Raw genomic sequence first — 13,882 nt, 5'->3', positions numbered from 1 at the left:
CAGGTCACAGGCGATTCGGTGTCATGAAGCGTCGTGACATGACTGCTGCACAACGGCAATCAGCAATAAGGAATAACGCACCACGTTCCAGATCTCTATTAGAGGAGGATCCTACAGTGGCAGAAACTAAGAACAGCGCAACGAAGCCGACTCCGGAAGAAAAGCTCGCCGCAGCCGAAGCTGAAGTGGACGCACTCGTAGCCAAGGGCCAGCAGGCTCTCGTCGAATTCGAAAAGCTCGACCAGAAGCAGGTCGACCACATCGTCGCCAAGGCCTCCGTGGCGGCGCTGAACAAGCATCTCGTGCTCGCCAAGATGGCCGTCGACGAAACGCACCGTGGCCTGGTGGAAGACAAGGCGACCAAGAACATCTTCGCCTGCGAGCACATCACCAACTACCTGGCTGGTCAGAGGACCGTCGGCATCATCCGCGAAGACAACGTGCTCGGCATCGACGAAGTCGCCGAACCGGTCGGCGTGGTCGCCGGCGTCACCCCGGTCACCAACCCGACCTCCACCGCCATCTTCAAGTCCCTGATCGCACTGAAGACCCGCTGCCCGATCATCTTCGGCTTCCATCCCGGCGCCCAGAACTGTTCCGTCGCCGCCGCCAAGATCGTGCGCGACGCCGCCATCGAGGCGGGCGCCCCCGAGAACTGCATCCAGTGGATCGAGCACCCCTCCATCGAGGCGACCGGCGCCCTGATGAAGCACGACGGCATCGCCACCATCCTCGCGACCGGCGGTCCGGGCATGGTCAAGGCCGCATACTCCTCCGGCAAGCCCGCCCTGGGCGTGGGCGCCGGCAACGCGCCGGCCTACGTCGACAAGGACGTGGACATCGTGCGTGCCGCCAACGACCTGGTTCTCTCCAAGCACTTCGATTACGGTATGATCTGCGCCACCGAGCAGGCCATCATCGCCCACAAGGACGTCTACAAGGATCTCATCCGCGAGCTCAAGCTCCGCAAGGCCTACTTCGTCAACAAGGAGGAGAAGGCCAAGCTCGAACAGTACATGTTCGGTTGCGTGGCAGGCAGTGGCGAGACCCCGAAGCTGAACTCCGTGGTGCCGGGCAAGTCCCCGCAGTTCATCGCCAAGGCCGCCGGCTTCGAAATCCCGGCCGACGCCACCATCCTCGCCGCGGAATGCAAGGAAGTCTCCGACGACGAACCGCTGACCCACGAGAAGCTCGCCCCGGTGCAGGCCGTGCTCAAGGCCGACAACAAGGAGCAGGCCTTCGAGATGTGCGAGGCCATGCTGAAGCTCGGCGCCGGCCACACCGCCGCCATCCACACCAACAACGAGGATCTGGTCCGCGAATACGGCCTGCGCATGCACGCATGCCGCATCATCTGGAACCAGCCGAGCTCCCTCGGCGGCATCGGCGATATCTACAACGCCATCGCCCCGTCGCTCACCCTAGGCTGCGGCTCCTACGGCGGCAACTCGGTCTCCGGCAACGTGCAGGCCGTCAACCTCATCAATATCAAGCGTATCGCTCGGAGGAACAACAACATGCAGTGGTTCAAGATTCCGGCCAAGACCTACTTCGAGCCGAATGCCATCAAGTACCTGCGCGACATGTACGGCATCGAGAAGGCCGTCATCGTGTGCGACAAGGTGATGGAACAGCTCGGCATCGTCGATAAGATCATCGACCAGCTGCGCGCGCGCTCCAACCGCGTCACCTTCCGCATCATCGACTACGTCGAGCCGGAGCCCTCCGTCGACACCGTCGAAAAGGGTGCGGCCATGATGCGCGAGGAGTTCGAGCCCGACACCATCATCGCGGTCGGCGGCGGCTCCCCGATGGATGCGGCCAAGATCATGTGGCTGCTGTACGAGCACCCGGAAATCGCCTTCTCCGACGTGCGTGAGAAGTTCTTCGATATCCGCAAGCGCGCCTTCAAGATCCCGCCGCTGGGCAAGAAGGCCAAGCTCGTGTGCATCCCGACCTCCTCCGGCACCGGTTCCGAAGTCACCCCGTTCGCCGTGATCACCGATCACAAGACCGGCTACAAGTACCCGATCACCGATTATGCACTGACCCCGTCCGTCGCCATCGTCGATCCGGTGCTGGCACGTACCCAGCCGCGCAAGCTGGCCTCCGACGCCGGCTTCGACGCCCTGACCCACGCCTTCGAAGCCTACGTGTCCGTGTACGCCAACGATTTCACCGACGCCATGGCCCTGCATGCGGCCAAGCTCGTGTGGGACAACCTGGCGGAATCGGTCAACGGCGAGCCCGGCCTGGCCAAGACCAACGCCCAGGAGAAGATGCACAACGCCGCCACCATGGCCGGCATGGCATTCGGTTCCGCGTTCCTCGGCATGTGCCACGGCATGGCCCACACCTTGGGCGCCCTGCTGCACATCGCCCACGGCCGCACCAACTCCATCCTGCTGCCGTACGTGATCCGCTACAACGGCCAGATTCCGGAGGAGCCCACCTCCTGGCCGAAGTACAACAAGTACATCGCCCCGGAACGCTACCAGGAGCTCGCCAAGAACCTCGGCGTCGACCCGGGCAGGACCCCGGCCGAAGGCGTGGAGAGCCTGGCGAAGGCCGTCGAGGACTACCGCGACAACAAGCTCGGCATGAACAAGAGCTTCCAGGATTGCGGTGTGGACGAGGACTTCTTCTGGTCCATCCTCGATCAGGCCGGCATGCGCGCCTACGAGGATCAGTGCACCCCGGCCAACCCGCGCATTCCGCTGATCAACGACATGAAGGACATCGCCGTGGCCGCGTACTACGGCGTCTCCCAGGCCGAAGGTCACAAGATCCGCGTGGAACGCGAAGGCGAGGCGGCCACTGAGGAAGCCTCCGAGCGTATCTGAGTCTGATTGCGCCGGGCCATACCTCTATACCTATATATAGGAGTCGTACGGTTCCTTATATATAAGTATGTGGCTGCAAGGCGCATATGACGGCAGGCCTCGTACCAAGGCAACGCGATAACGAGCAAGGAGCCCGACGGGAACGATCCCGTCGGGCTCCTTACACGTTTTACTAGGCTTTTGACCTGCCGATGATGGATTTCGGTCCATGCCTCCCGTAGCGTAGGTGGCATGACAGCATCCTCGAAACGACGTACCGGCAACAACAGCATACGAAAGCGACTGCGCACCTGGCTTCCCAATCAGCCCGGTGCGGTGATGATGGCGATGACGCCGGCATTGGGCGGCGACATCGCGTCGGTCGCATACGACGGGTTCTCCGCGGCGCCATGGTGGCTGACGGCATGCTGGCTGCTGTGCTACTGCGTGCAGTTCTCCGCCGCGCGATGGTTCAAATCACGCGGCTCCAGGCGGTGGCTGCGCCAGCCGCTCGTCTACTGCGCGATCCTGTGCGCGGTCGGCGTGCCCTTCGTCGCCACGCATCCCGACATCCTCGCGTGGGCGCCGACCATGGTGGTGCTCGCCGTGATATCGTTCGCCGCATCGTGGTTGCGTAGGGAACGGTCACTGTGGTCGAACGCGGTGGCGGTTGCGGCCGCCTGCCTGATGTCCCTGCTCACCTTCCGCTACGGCTGCGATCTGGATATCGTCCGCAATCTCGGTGGAACCGGCATTACCATCCCCGATCTGGGCATCCGTGATCTGACCATTCCCGGCATCGGCGGAATGGGCGCCCTGCTGGCATGCGCGTTCGCCGTCGCACAATTCGGATCCGTGCTCTTCGTCAAAACCATGATTCGCGAGCGGGGGAGCGCGAAATATCTCGCCGCGTCATGGGTGTGGCATGCCGCTGCGGTGGCCATCGCCTCCGCCGTGCATATGCCGATGCTCACCGTCCTCAGCGCCTTGCTGCTCATCCGCGCCGTGGTCATGCCGCTGCTCGCCAAGCATAGGACGATACGCCCGCTGCACACGGGACTCGTCGAATTCGCATCCAGCATCGCCTCCTGCGCCCTTATCGTGGCCACTGCGGTCTGACCGCCCGAAAGACGGCGACACGCCGAGCACAGCAGAGCCCTGCTTAGTCAGGGCTCGGTGCTTTAATAAACAAGTTGCCTGTTTTGGGCTCGCAAATTGGAAGCAAAAAAGCGAGCGCGGGATCGGAACCACAACCGTGGATTCGATGGGCCGCGCACTGATGACGGATGACCGCCTAGAGGACGTATGTCCAATGGAGGCCATGCGCGCCGGTGCCCTTAACACGAAACAGGCTGGTAAACAGTACACGAATCGCTAGAAAGGGCGGACGGCAATGGCGGGACAGAAAATCCGCATCAGGCTTAAGTCCTATGACCACGAGGTCATCGACCAATCGGCGAAGAAGATCGTCGAAACGGTGACGAACGCGGGCGCAACTGTTGTTGGCCCCGTTCCGCTGCCGACCGAGAAGAACGTTTTCTGTGTTATTCGTTCTCCTCACAAGTACAAGGATTCTCGCGAGCACTTCGAGATGCGCACGCACAAGCGTCTTATCGACATCGTGGACCCGACCCCCAAGGCCGTGGATTCCCTGATGCACATCGACCTGCCCGCAGATGTCAACATCGAGATCAAGCTGTAAGGGAGGAGGAACCGATATGTCGCAAAGAGCAGATCGCAAGGCCCTGCTGGGCAAGAAGCTCGGCATGACCCAGGTGTGGGATGAGAACGGTCTCTTCGTTCCCGTCACTCTGGTCGACGTCTCCACCAACGTGGTGACCGCCATCAAGACCGAGGAAACCGACGGCTACACCGCGGTCCAGATCGGTTACGGCCAGATCGACCCGACCAAGGTCACCAAGCCGCTGGCTGGCCACTTCGCCAAGGCCGGCGTCACCCCGCGTCGTCACCTCGTTGAGGTGCGCGAGGACAACGCCACCGAGTACGAGCTGGGCCAGGAACTCACCGCCGAAGTGTTCGAAGAGGGCGCTGAGGTCGACGTGACCGGCACCACCAAGGGCAAGGGCTTCGCTGGTACCATCAAGCGCTGGGGCTTCAAGTCCTACCGTCGTACCCACGGCTCCCACAAGAACGAACGTCGTCCGGGTTCGGTCGGCGCTTGCGCAACCCCGAGCCGTATCCTCAAGGGCAAGCGCATGGCTGGCCGCATGGGTCATGTGACCTCCACCGTGCAGAACCTCACCATCGTTTCCGCGGATGTTGAGAACGGTATCCTCGCCATCAAGGGCGCCATCCCCGGCCCCAAGGGCGGCATCGTTCTCGTCCGTTCGGCAGTGAAGGGAGCCTGATAAACCATGGCAAACATTACTCTGAACGTCACTGACGCCAAGGGCGCCAAGACCGGTACCGTTGAGGCTCCTGCCGAGCTGTTCGGCTTCTCCGCCGAAGAAGTGCAGGCCCACGTGCCGCTGATCCACCAGGTCGTCGTGGCCCAGCTTGCCGCTGCTCGTCAGGGCACCCACGCCACCAAGACCCGCGCCAACGTTTCCGGCGGCGGCAAGAAGCCGTGGAAGCAGAAGGGCACCGGCCGCGCTCGTCAGGGCTCGACCCGCGCTCCGCAGTGGTACCACGGTGGTGTCGTGTTCGGCCCGCAGCCGCGCAAGTACGACCAGCGCACCCCGAAGAAGATGAAGGCCGCAGCTCTGAAGTACGTGCTGTCCGATCGCGCTAACGCCGGTCGTATCGCAGTCGTCGACTTCGCTGTCGCCGATGCTCCTTCCACCAAGGCCGCCGTTGCCGCACTGACCCCGATCACCGAGAACCGTTTCACCACCGTCGTGCTCACCCGCGACAACGTGAACGAGTGGCTCTCCGTGCGCAACATCCCGACCGTTCACCCGATTTTCGTCGATCAGCTCAACACGTACGACGTGGTTACCGCGCAGTACGTCGTCTTCTCCAAGGAAGCCTTCGAGGCTTTCGTTGCTGCGAAGACCGAGCCGAAGGAGGCCTGATTTAGATGGTCGCTATTCACAAGCCGGCACACGACGTGATTATCAAGCCCGTCGTTTCCGAGAAGAGCTACGCCGCTTCCGACCGTGGCCAGTACACCTTCGTGGTGGCCCCGAGCGCGAACAAGGTGCAGATCAAGCAGGCTATCGAAGAGATCTTCAACGTCAAGGTGACGAACGTCAACACCCTCAACCGCGCCGGCAAGCGTCAGCGCACCCGCACCGGTTTCGGCCAGCGCGCTTCCCAGAAGCGTGCGATCGTGACCGTCGCCGAGGGCCAGACGATCGACATCTTCGGTAACTGAAGGCTAGCCGAGAAAAGTTAAAGGAAGAACTACATTATGGCTATCCGCGTATATAAGCCGACGACTGCAGGCCGCCGCAACGCGTCCGTCTCGGACTTCTCCGAGATCACGCGCTCCACGCCTGAGAAGTCGCTGGTTCGCAAACTGTCCAAGACCGGTGGTCGCAACTCCTATGGCCGCATGACCTCCCGCCATCGCGGCGGCGGCCACAAGCGCCAGTACCGTCTCATCGACTTCCGTCGTTGGGACAAGGATGGCGTGCCCGCCAAGGTTGCACACATCGAATACGATCCGAACCGTACCGCCAACATCGCCCTGCTGCACTACGCAGACGGCGAGAAGCGTTACATCATCGCGCCGAAGGGCATCAAGCAGGGCGACGTCATCGAGACCGGTGCTCAGGCTGATATCAAGCCGGGCAACAACCTGCCGCTGAAGAACATCCCGACCGGTACGATCGTCCACGCCATCGAGCTCCGCCCGCTGGGCGGCGCGAAGATCGCCCGCTCCGCCGGCACTTCCGTCCAGCTCGTGGCCAAGGACGGCGCCTACGCCCAGCTGCGTATGCCGTCCGGCGAAATCCGCAACGTCGACGCGCGCTGCCGCGCCACCGTCGGCGAGGTCGGTAACGAAGAGCACGCCAACGTGCAGCTCGGCAAGGCCGGTCGCGCCCGTTGGATGGGCAAGCGCCCGATCACCCGTGGTGAATCCATGAACCCGGTCGACCACCCGCACGGCGGTCGTACCCGTGGTGGCAAGCCGCCGGTTTCCCCGTGGGGCAAGGGTGAAGTTCGTACTCGCCGTCCGAAGAAGGCCTCGAACAAGATGATTGTTCGTCGTCGTCCGAACGGTAAGAACCGCAAGTAAGGAAGGTCGAGAAGATGACTCGTAGCATCAAGAAGGGCCCCTTCGTCGACGCCCACTTGCAGAAGAAGGTCGACGAGCAGAACGAGAAGGGCACCCACAACGTCATCAAGACGTGGTCCCGCCGTTCTATGATCACCCCTGACTTCATCGGTCACACCTTCGCCGTCCACGACGGTCGCAAGCACGTGCCGGTGTTCGTCACCGAATCCATGGTTGGCCACAAGCTCGGTGAGTTCGCCCCCACGAAGACCTTCAAGGGTCACGTGAAGGACGACAAGAAGGCCCGCCGCTAAAGGAGAGAATGACTTATGGAAGCTAAAGCAATCGCTCGTCACGTCCGCGTGACGCCGCGCAAGGCTCGCCGCATGGTCGACCTCATCCGAGGCAAGCAGGCGACTGAAGCCGTTACCATTCTGAAGTTTGCTCCGCAGGCTGCGTCCCTTCCGGTTCGCAAGGTCCTGGAGAGCGCCATCGCCAACGCTCGCGTCAAGGCCGAGAGGGCTGGCGAGCCGTTCCGCGAGAACGATCTGGTCGTGAAGGAGACCTACGTGGACGAAGGCGTGACGCTCAAGCGTTTCCGCGCCCGTGCCCAGGGTCGTGCCGCTCGTATCAACAAGCGCACCAGCCACATCACGGTCGTCGTTGCCAACAAGGAAGGAGACCGCTAAAGATGGGTCAGAAGATCAATCCCTTTGGCTATCGCCTGGGTATTACTGAGAACCATCGTTCCAAGTGGTTCTCCGATTCCAACAAGGTCGGCGAACGTTACCGCGACTTCGTGCTTGAGGACGACAAGATCCGCAAGGAAATGAGCAAGGACCTCGAGCGCGCCGGCGTGAGCAAGATCGTGATCGAGCGCACCCGTGATCGCGTCCGCGTGGACATCCACACCGCTCGTCCGGGCATCGTGATCGGCCGCCGTGGCGCCGAAGCCGAGCGCGTTCGCGCCAAGCTGGAGAAGATCACCGGCAAGCAGGTTCAGCTCAACATCTTCGAAGTCAAGAACGCCGCGCTGGACGCCCAGCTCGTCGCCCAGGGCATCGCTGAGCAGCTGACCAACCGCGTGACCTTCCGTCGCGCGATGCGTAAGGCCCAGCAGGACGCCATGCGCGCCGGTGCCAAGGGCATCCGCATCAAGCTCTCCGGCCGCCTCGGCGGTGCGGAAATGAGCCGTTCCGAGTTCTACCGCGAGGGTCGCGTTCCGCTGCAGACCCTGCGCGCCCTGATCGATTACGGCTTCTTCGAGGCCAAGACCACCTACGGCCGTATCGGCGTCAAGGTGTGGATCTACAAGGGCGACATGACCGAACGTGAGTTCGAAGAGCAGCAGGCACAGCAGAACAACCGCTCCGGCCGTCGTGGCGATCGCCGCCCGCGTCGTGGCAACCGTTCCGCAGCCAAGCCGCAGACCGCCGAGGCCCCCAAGGCCGAAGCCGCTGCCGAGGCTCCCGCTGCCACGGAAACGAAGGAGTGAGCAAGAATGCTTATCCCAAAGAGGACTAAGTACCGCAAGCAGCACCGCCCGGTTCGTACTGGCATGTCCAAGGGCGGCAACGAGATCAACTTCGGTGATTTCGGCATCCAGGCTCTGGCACCGGCCTACGTGACCAACCGCCAGATCGAAGCCGCTCGTATCGCCATGACTCGTTACATCAAGCGTGGCGGCCGCGTGTGGATCACCATCTTCCCGGATCGTCCGCTCACCAAGCACGCTCTCGGTGCTCGAATGGGTTCCGGTAAGGGTGCCCCGGAGTTCTGGGTCGCCAACATCCACCCCGGTCGTGTGATGTTCGAAATCGGTGGCGTGTCCGAAGACGTCGCTCGCGAGGCTCTGCGCCGCGCAATCGACAAGCTCCCCATGAAGTGCCGTGTGATTGCACGTGAAGGCGGTGACATCTGATATGGCAGTCGGAACCGAAGAGTACTCCATCAAGAATCTCAACGAGAAGACCAATGAGGAGATCGAGGGCTTCCTGAAGAAGTCCAAGGAAGAGCTGTTCAACCTGCGCTTCCAGTCTGCAACCGGTCAGCTCGACAACACGGCTCGTCTCAAGGCCGTCAAGCATGACATCGCCCGCATGTACACTGTGCTGCGTGAGCGTGAGCTTGGCATCACCGCTGAGCCGGCCGCTGAAACCGTTAAGGAGAAGTGAACATGGCTGAAGAGCGCAACTTCCGCAAGGTTCGCCGCGGTTACGTCGTGTCCGACGCTATGGACAAGACCATTTCCGTGGAGCTTGAGAAGCGTTCGACCCACCCGCTGTACGGCAAGGTCGTTCGTTCCACCAAGACGGTCAAGGCCCATGATGAACACAACGAAGCCCATGTTGGCGACCTCGTGAGTATTATGGAGACTCGGCCTCTGAGCAAGACCAAGCGTTGGCGTCTCGATAGCATTATCGAACGCGCCAAGTAAACAAAAGTTCGGCAAGGCTCGCCGTACACTGGGCGCAGCAAGCGCACCTCTAGGGGTGTTGCTATTGTGGCCATCTGGAAAGATGGTCACTTTGCTGCGCCCAGTGTGCGGGGAGAACCAGCTCGGCTAAGGAGAATCAATGATTCAGCAGGAAACGCGGCTTCATGTCGCCGACAACACGGGTGCTAAGGAAATCCTTGCCATCCGCGTGCTCGGTGGATCGAAGCGACGCTATGCCGGCCTGGGCGACGTCATCGTCGCCTCGGTCAAGGACGCGATCCCTGGCGGATCGGTCAAGAAGGGCGACGTTGTCAAGGCAGTCGTCGTTCGTACCGTCAAGGAGCACCGTCGTGCGGACGGCTCCTACATCAAGTTTGACGAGAACGCAGCGGTTATTCTCGGCTCCGGCCGTGAACCGAAGGGCACTCGTATCTTCGGACCGATTGCTCGTGAGCTGCGCGACAAGCGCTTCATGCGCATCGTGTCCCTCGCCCCGGAGGTGATCTGACATGGTAGCCAAGATCAAGAGCGGCGACCTGGTCAAGGTCATCCGCGGCAAGGACCGTGGTAAGGAAGGCACCGTTACCCGCGTGCTCTCCAACGATCGACTGATCGTCGAAGGTGTCCAGATCGTCAAGAAGCACGTGCGCGCCACCCAGCAGGGTCAGCAGTCGGGCATCGTCTCCGTCGAGGCTCCGATCCATCGCTCCAACGTGATGCTGATCGACCCGGAGACCAAGAAGCCCACTCGCGTTGGCGTGAACGTCAAGGAAGAGGCTCGCGACGGCAAGGTCAAGACCGTGCGTGTGCGCGTTGCCAAGAAGTCCGGAAAGGAGCTGGCATGACCGACACCACTACCGTCGAAGCGCCGGCAACTCCGCGCTTGAAGGTGCAGTACAACGAGCAGATCGTGCCTGAGCTGGAGAAGGAGTTCAAGTACTCCAACCCCATGCAGGTCGCGCGTGTGCAGAAGGTCGTCGTCTCCATGGGTGTCGGCGCCGCGGCTCGCGACTCCAAGCTCATCGAAGGCGCCGTCAAGGACCTCACCGCCATCACCGGCCAGAAGCCGAAGATCACCAAGGCCAAGAAGTCCGTCGCGCAGTTCCACCTGCGTGAAGGCCAGGCCATCGGTGCGTACGTGACCCTCCGCGGCGATCGTATGTGGGAGTTCCTGGACCGTCTCCTGACGCTGGCTCTGCCGCGTATCCGCGATTTCCGCGGCATCAACGGCCACCAGTTCGATGGACAGGGCAACTACAACTTCGGTCTCACCGAACAGTCCATGTTCCACGAGATCATCCCGGACGAGATCGATCACCAGCGCGGTATGGACGTCACCGTGGTGACCAGCACCAAGGACGACAAGGAAGCTTACGTTCTGCTTAAGCACCTTGGCTTCCCTTTCAAGGAGAACTGATATGGCAAAAACCGCTCTGAAGAACAAGGCGGCCGCTAAGCCGAAGTTCAAGGTGCGCGCTTACACGCGCTGCCAGGTCTGCGGTCGTCCTCATTCCGTGTATCGTAAGTTCGGCCTGTGCCGCATCTGCCTTCGTGAGAAGGCCCACCGCGGCGAGCTGCCCGGCGTTACGAAGTCCAGTTGGTAAACATCGACGCTGAAGGTCCGCGGCTGATTCCCCGGTAGGGGATAGGCGGCGGAAACCACGGCGAGAAAGGGCACTAGCCCACAATGACAATGACAGATCCGATCGCAGACATGCTTACGCGTCTGCGTAATGCGAGCGCGGCAAAGCACGAGACCGTGGATATGCCGTACTCCAAGTTCAAGGCGAACATTGCCGAGATTCTGAAGCGCGAAGGCTTTATCAAGGACTTCACCGCCAAGGAAGCCAAGGTCGGCCAGGCTCTTGAGGTCACCCTCAAGTACGGCCCCAACGGCGAGCGTTCCATCCAGGGCATCAAGCGCATCTCCAAGCCGGGCCTGCGTCGCTACGCGAAGTCCGACTCCCTGCCGATGCCGCTCGGTGGCCTTGGTATTGCAATCATCTCGACCTCGTCGGGACTGCTGACCCAGAAGGAATGCCTCGATCGAGGCATCGGCGGCGAAATCGTCGCTTACGTTTGGTGAGAAAGGAGAGCTGAAACATGGCATCGCATATTGGTAAGCTCCCCGTCACCATTCCGGCTGGCGTGGAAGTCAAGATTGACGGTCAGAACTTCTCGGTCAAGGGCACCAAGGGCTCCGATTCCTACGTGATCCCCGAGGGCATCACCGCTGCCGTCGAAGGCAACGAGATCGTCCTGACCCCGGTTGATGATCAGCGCACGACCCGTGCAATGCACGGTCTGAGCCGTTCCATCATCGCCGGCATGGTGAAGGGTGTGCACGAAGGCTACACCAAGACCCTGGATATCGTCGGCACCGGTTACCGCGCCGTCGCCAAGGGCAAGGGCATCGAGTTCTTCCTCGGCTACTCCCACACCATTACCGTGAACCCGCCGGAAGGCATCGAGTTCGAACTGCCGAACCCCAACCAGGTGATCGTCAAGGGCACCGACAAGCAGGTTGTGGGTCAGGTTGCTGCGAATATCCGCAAGCTGCGCGCTCCGGAACCCTACAAGGGCAAGGGTGTCAAGTACACCGACGAGCGTATTCTGCGCAAGGCTGGAAAGGCTGGTAAGTGATATGAGCGTAGCTATTCTCGGAAAAGGCAAGAAGGTCGCTCTCAAGCGCCGTCACGCACGCATCCGCAAGCGCATCTCCGGTACCCCCGAGCGTCCGCGCCTGGTGGTCACCCGCTCCAACCGTCACATGGTCGCTCAGATCGTGGACGACACCAAGGGCATTACCCTGGTGTCCGCTTCCACTCTGACCGCTGAGTTCGCCGGTTTCGAAGGCACCAAGGTCGAGGCCGCCAAGAAGGTCGGCCAGCTGGTTGCCGAGAAGGCCAAGGCCGCTGGCATCGACGCTGTCGTGTTCGATCGTGGTGGCAACAAGTACACCGGTCGTGTCGCAGCTGTCGCTGAGGGCGCCCGTGAGGGAGGTCTGGCACTGTGAGCGAAGAAGTGAAGGAAACTCAAGTGGCTGAAGATCAGAACACTCAGGCCGCTCCGGCTGAAGAGAAGTCCAACGACGATCGTCGTGGTGGCCGTCGTGGCCAGCGCGGCGAAGGCCGTCGCGGTGAGCGTCGCAACCGTCGCGAAGAGAACAAGGGCGATGAGCTCCTCGATCGCGTCGTGACCATCAACCGCGTGTCCAAGACCCACAAGGGTGGTCGTACGTTCAGCTTCGCCGCACTCGTGGTGGTCGGCGACGGCAACGGCACCGTGGGTGTCGGCTACGGCAAGTCCCGTGAGGTCCCGGCCGCTATCGCCAAGGGCCAGCTGGATGCTAAGAAGCACATGTTCAACGTGCCGCGCGTGCGTGGCACCATCACCCACCCGGTGATCGGCCACGATGCCGCGGGCACTGTCCTGCTGCGTCCGGCTGCTCCCGGTACCGGTGTTATCGCCGGTGGTCCGGTGCGTGCCGTCATGGAGTGCGCCGGTATCTCCGACGTCCTGACCAAGTCCATGGGTTCGCCCACCGCGATCAACATGGTGCGCGCCGTCGTCGACGCCCTCAAGCAGCTTGAGGAGCCGGAGGAGATCGCCGCCCGCCGTGGCCTTTCCCTCGAGGAAGTCGCTCCGGATGCCCTGCTGCGCGCCCGCGCCGCCGGCATCGCCGAAGCCCGCAAGGCTCGCGAAGAGGCTGCCGCTGAAGCGAAGGATGGTGAGTGATTCACATGGCTAACCTGAAGATTACGCTGCACCACGGTCTCGTGAACCGTAATGCGAAGCAGCGCGCGACTGCCCAGAGCCTCGGTCTGCGCAAGATCGGCCAGACCGTCGTCCGTGAGGACACCCCGGCTGTGCGCGGTATGGTCAACGTGCTGCGTCACCTGGTCACCGTTGAGGAGGCTGACTGATTATGGCAGATAACGAAATTCTGCAGATGCACGATCTGAAGCCCGCCCCGGGCGCCAAGAAGGACCGCATTCGTGTCGGTCGTGGTGAAGGCTCCAAGGGTAAGACTTCCGGTCGCGGCGCCAAGGGCCAGACCAAGCGTACGCACGTGCGTCCTGGCTTTGAAGGCGGCCAGCTGCCGCTGTACATGCGCCTGCCGAAGCTGCGTGGCTTCAAGAGCCCGTTCAAGACGGAGTTCCAGGTCATCAACATCACCAAGCTCACCGAGTTCTTCCCGGAGGGTGGCGAACTGACCGTGGCCGATCTGGTCGCCAAGGGCGCCGTCCGCAACGGTTACCCGGTGAAGGTCCTGGGCGATGGCGAGACCACCGTCAAGTACACGCTGAAGGGCGTGAAGGCTTCCGCCTCCGCCAAGGCCAAGATCGAGGCCGCTGGCGGCTCCATCTCCGAAGACTGATTCGTCTCCGGAAGGTGATTTGAAATGGCCCCCTTGCTTGCAAGGGGGCCTATTTTTAT

Annotated in this window: 23 protein-coding genes; all 23 read left to right on the top strand. The window is 61.9% G+C overall.

The window, feature by feature from the left end:
- Nucleotides 1-116 precede the first annotated feature (116 nt).
- Entirely contained in the window at nt 117-2,843 is a 2,727-nt protein-coding gene (adhE, locus tag BUB29_RS06080; protein WP_033522670.1) for a bifunctional acetaldehyde-CoA/alcohol dehydrogenase, read from the top strand.
- 231 nt (nt 2,844-3,074) lie between these two features.
- The gene (locus BUB29_RS06075; protein ID WP_073117602.1) at nt 3,075-3,941 is read left to right on the top strand and encodes a YwiC-like family protein; all 867 of its coding nucleotides are present in this window, start codon (nt 3,075-3,077) and stop codon (nt 3,939-3,941) included.
- A gap of 274 nt (nt 3,942-4,215) precedes the next feature.
- Entirely contained in the window at nt 4,216-4,524 is a 309-nt protein-coding gene (gene rpsJ, locus BUB29_RS06070; protein ID WP_003827292.1) for a 30S ribosomal protein S10, read from the top strand.
- Between the two features lie 16 nt (nt 4,525-4,540).
- Complete coding sequence (gene rplC / locus BUB29_RS06065; RefSeq protein ID WP_033522672.1) at nt 4,541-5,191, top strand: 50S ribosomal protein L3; 651 nt, start codon at nt 4,541-4,543, stop codon at nt 5,189-5,191.
- Between the two features lie 6 nt (nt 5,192-5,197).
- A complete protein-coding gene (rplD, locus tag BUB29_RS06060; RefSeq protein WP_033522673.1) occupies nt 5,198-5,857 on the top strand; it encodes a 50S ribosomal protein L4 in 660 nt (219 codons plus the stop codon).
- Between the two features lie 5 nt (nt 5,858-5,862).
- Nucleotides 5,863-6,159 (top strand): 50S ribosomal protein L23, encoded by a 297-nt coding sequence (gene rplW / locus BUB29_RS06055; RefSeq protein WP_033522674.1) that lies wholly within the window; start codon nt 5,863-5,865, stop codon nt 6,157-6,159.
- 36 nt (nt 6,160-6,195) lie between these two features.
- The gene (gene rplB, locus BUB29_RS06050) at nt 6,196-7,026 is read left to right on the top strand and encodes a 50S ribosomal protein L2 (RefSeq protein ID WP_003827286.1); all 831 of its coding nucleotides are present in this window, start codon (nt 6,196-6,198) and stop codon (nt 7,024-7,026) included.
- Between the two features lie 14 nt (nt 7,027-7,040).
- A complete protein-coding gene (rpsS, locus tag BUB29_RS06045) occupies nt 7,041-7,319 on the top strand; it encodes a 30S ribosomal protein S19 (RefSeq protein WP_003808025.1) in 279 nt (92 codons plus the stop codon).
- Between the two features lie 15 nt (nt 7,320-7,334).
- On the top strand, nt 7,335-7,694 hold the full coding sequence (rplV, locus tag BUB29_RS06040; protein ID WP_033522676.1) for a 50S ribosomal protein L22: 360 nt from the start codon (nt 7,335-7,337) through the stop codon (nt 7,692-7,694).
- 2 nt (nt 7,695-7,696) lie between these two features.
- Nucleotides 7,697-8,500, top strand: coding sequence for a 30S ribosomal protein S3 (rpsC, locus tag BUB29_RS06035; protein WP_033522678.1), 804 nt, complete (start codon nt 7,697-7,699; stop codon nt 8,498-8,500).
- 6 nt (nt 8,501-8,506) lie between these two features.
- On the top strand, nt 8,507-8,926 hold the full coding sequence (gene rplP / locus BUB29_RS06030; RefSeq protein ID WP_003827283.1) for a 50S ribosomal protein L16: 420 nt from the start codon (nt 8,507-8,509) through the stop codon (nt 8,924-8,926).
- A 1-nt stretch (nt 8,927) separates the two neighbouring features.
- Nucleotides 8,928-9,179: a 50S ribosomal protein L29 gene (rpmC, locus tag BUB29_RS06025; RefSeq protein WP_033522679.1), complete on the top strand. Its 252-nt coding sequence runs from the start codon at nt 8,928-8,930 to the stop codon at nt 9,177-9,179.
- A gap of 2 nt (nt 9,180-9,181) precedes the next feature.
- Nucleotides 9,182-9,442: a 30S ribosomal protein S17 gene (gene rpsQ, locus BUB29_RS06020; RefSeq protein ID WP_033522681.1), complete on the top strand. Its 261-nt coding sequence runs from the start codon at nt 9,182-9,184 to the stop codon at nt 9,440-9,442.
- Between the two features lie 139 nt (nt 9,443-9,581).
- Nucleotides 9,582-9,950 (top strand): 50S ribosomal protein L14, encoded by a 369-nt coding sequence (gene rplN / locus BUB29_RS06015; protein WP_033522682.1) that lies wholly within the window; start codon nt 9,582-9,584, stop codon nt 9,948-9,950.
- Nucleotide 9,951: 1 nt separating this feature from the next.
- The gene (gene rplX / locus BUB29_RS06010) at nt 9,952-10,287 is read left to right on the top strand and encodes a 50S ribosomal protein L24 (protein WP_033522684.1); all 336 of its coding nucleotides are present in this window, start codon (nt 9,952-9,954) and stop codon (nt 10,285-10,287) included.
- Nucleotides 10,284-10,859: a 50S ribosomal protein L5 gene (gene rplE, locus BUB29_RS06005; protein WP_033522685.1), complete on the top strand. Its 576-nt coding sequence runs from the start codon at nt 10,284-10,286 to the stop codon at nt 10,857-10,859. Before rplX ends, rplE begins: the two co-directional genes overlap by 4 nt.
- A gap of 1 nt (nt 10,860) precedes the next feature.
- Nucleotides 10,861-11,046, top strand: coding sequence for a type Z 30S ribosomal protein S14 (locus BUB29_RS06000; protein WP_003808046.1), 186 nt, complete (start codon nt 10,861-10,863; stop codon nt 11,044-11,046).
- 83 nt (nt 11,047-11,129) lie between these two features.
- Nucleotides 11,130-11,528 (top strand): 30S ribosomal protein S8, encoded by a 399-nt coding sequence (gene rpsH / locus BUB29_RS05995; RefSeq protein WP_033522686.1) that lies wholly within the window; start codon nt 11,130-11,132, stop codon nt 11,526-11,528.
- A 17-nt stretch (nt 11,529-11,545) separates the two neighbouring features.
- Nucleotides 11,546-12,085: a 50S ribosomal protein L6 gene (gene rplF, locus BUB29_RS05990; RefSeq protein ID WP_033522688.1), complete on the top strand. Its 540-nt coding sequence runs from the start codon at nt 11,546-11,548 to the stop codon at nt 12,083-12,085.
- 1 nt (nt 12,086) lies between these two features.
- On the top strand, nt 12,087-12,458 hold the full coding sequence (gene rplR, locus BUB29_RS05985; RefSeq protein ID WP_033522689.1) for a 50S ribosomal protein L18: 372 nt from the start codon (nt 12,087-12,089) through the stop codon (nt 12,456-12,458).
- The gene (gene rpsE / locus BUB29_RS05980; RefSeq protein ID WP_033522690.1) at nt 12,455-13,180 is read left to right on the top strand and encodes a 30S ribosomal protein S5; all 726 of its coding nucleotides are present in this window, start codon (nt 12,455-12,457) and stop codon (nt 13,178-13,180) included. The genes rplR and rpsE overlap by 4 nt, the downstream gene beginning before the upstream one ends.
- 5 nt (nt 13,181-13,185) lie before the next feature.
- Nucleotides 13,186-13,368, top strand: coding sequence for a 50S ribosomal protein L30 (gene rpmD / locus BUB29_RS05975; protein WP_033522691.1), 183 nt, complete (start codon nt 13,186-13,188; stop codon nt 13,366-13,368).
- Between the two features lie 2 nt (nt 13,369-13,370).
- The gene (gene rplO, locus BUB29_RS05970; RefSeq protein WP_033522693.1) at nt 13,371-13,823 is read left to right on the top strand and encodes a 50S ribosomal protein L15; all 453 of its coding nucleotides are present in this window, start codon (nt 13,371-13,373) and stop codon (nt 13,821-13,823) included.
- The last annotated feature ends 59 nt before the right edge of the window (nt 13,824-13,882 follow it).

It is taken from the genome of Bifidobacterium merycicum DSM 6492 (genome assembly GCF_900129045.1).
In the GTDB taxonomy this organism is placed as follows: domain Bacteria; phylum Actinomycetota; class Actinomycetes; order Actinomycetales; family Bifidobacteriaceae; genus Bifidobacterium; species Bifidobacterium merycicum.
This window is presented reverse-complemented; position numbering and strand designations above follow the sequence as displayed.

Excerpts from the sequence above, each read along its gene's own strand:
- BUB29_RS06075 (WP_073117602.1), top strand. The coding sequence starts at position 3,075 with ATGACAGCATCCTCGAAACGACGTACCGGCAACAACAGCATACGAAAG.
- rpsJ (WP_003827292.1), top strand. The coding sequence starts at position 4,216 with ATGGCGGGACAGAAAATCCGCATCAGGCTTAAGTCCTATGACCACGAG.
- rplC (WP_033522672.1), top strand. The coding sequence starts at position 4,541 with ATGTCGCAAAGAGCAGATCGCAAGGCCCTGCTGGGCAAGAAGCTCGGC.
- rplD (WP_033522673.1), top strand. The coding sequence starts at position 5,198 with ATGGCAAACATTACTCTGAACGTCACTGACGCCAAGGGCGCCAAGACC.
- rplW (WP_033522674.1), top strand. The coding sequence starts at position 5,863 with ATGGTCGCTATTCACAAGCCGGCACACGACGTGATTATCAAGCCCGTC.
- rplB (WP_003827286.1), top strand. The coding sequence starts at position 6,196 with ATGGCTATCCGCGTATATAAGCCGACGACTGCAGGCCGCCGCAACGCG.
- rpsS (WP_003808025.1), top strand. The coding sequence starts at position 7,041 with ATGACTCGTAGCATCAAGAAGGGCCCCTTCGTCGACGCCCACTTGCAG.
- rplV (WP_033522676.1), top strand. The coding sequence starts at position 7,335 with ATGGAAGCTAAAGCAATCGCTCGTCACGTCCGCGTGACGCCGCGCAAG.
- rpsC (WP_033522678.1), top strand. The coding sequence starts at position 7,697 with ATGGGTCAGAAGATCAATCCCTTTGGCTATCGCCTGGGTATTACTGAG.
- rplP (WP_003827283.1), top strand. The coding sequence starts at position 8,507 with ATGCTTATCCCAAAGAGGACTAAGTACCGCAAGCAGCACCGCCCGGTT.
- rpmC (WP_033522679.1), top strand. The coding sequence starts at position 8,928 with ATGGCAGTCGGAACCGAAGAGTACTCCATCAAGAATCTCAACGAGAAG.
- rpsQ (WP_033522681.1), top strand. The coding sequence starts at position 9,182 with ATGGCTGAAGAGCGCAACTTCCGCAAGGTTCGCCGCGGTTACGTCGTG.
- rplN (WP_033522682.1), top strand. The coding sequence starts at position 9,582 with ATGATTCAGCAGGAAACGCGGCTTCATGTCGCCGACAACACGGGTGCT.
- rplX (WP_033522684.1), top strand. The coding sequence starts at position 9,952 with ATGGTAGCCAAGATCAAGAGCGGCGACCTGGTCAAGGTCATCCGCGGC.
- rplE (WP_033522685.1), top strand. The coding sequence starts at position 10,284 with ATGACCGACACCACTACCGTCGAAGCGCCGGCAACTCCGCGCTTGAAG.
- BUB29_RS06000 (WP_003808046.1), top strand. The coding sequence starts at position 10,861 with ATGGCAAAAACCGCTCTGAAGAACAAGGCGGCCGCTAAGCCGAAGTTC.
- rpsH (WP_033522686.1), top strand. The coding sequence starts at position 11,130 with ATGACAATGACAGATCCGATCGCAGACATGCTTACGCGTCTGCGTAAT.
- rplF (WP_033522688.1), top strand. The coding sequence starts at position 11,546 with ATGGCATCGCATATTGGTAAGCTCCCCGTCACCATTCCGGCTGGCGTG.
- rplR (WP_033522689.1), top strand. The coding sequence starts at position 12,087 with ATGAGCGTAGCTATTCTCGGAAAAGGCAAGAAGGTCGCTCTCAAGCGC.
- rpmD (WP_033522691.1), top strand. The coding sequence starts at position 13,186 with ATGGCTAACCTGAAGATTACGCTGCACCACGGTCTCGTGAACCGTAAT.
- rplO (WP_033522693.1), top strand. The coding sequence starts at position 13,371 with ATGGCAGATAACGAAATTCTGCAGATGCACGATCTGAAGCCCGCCCCG.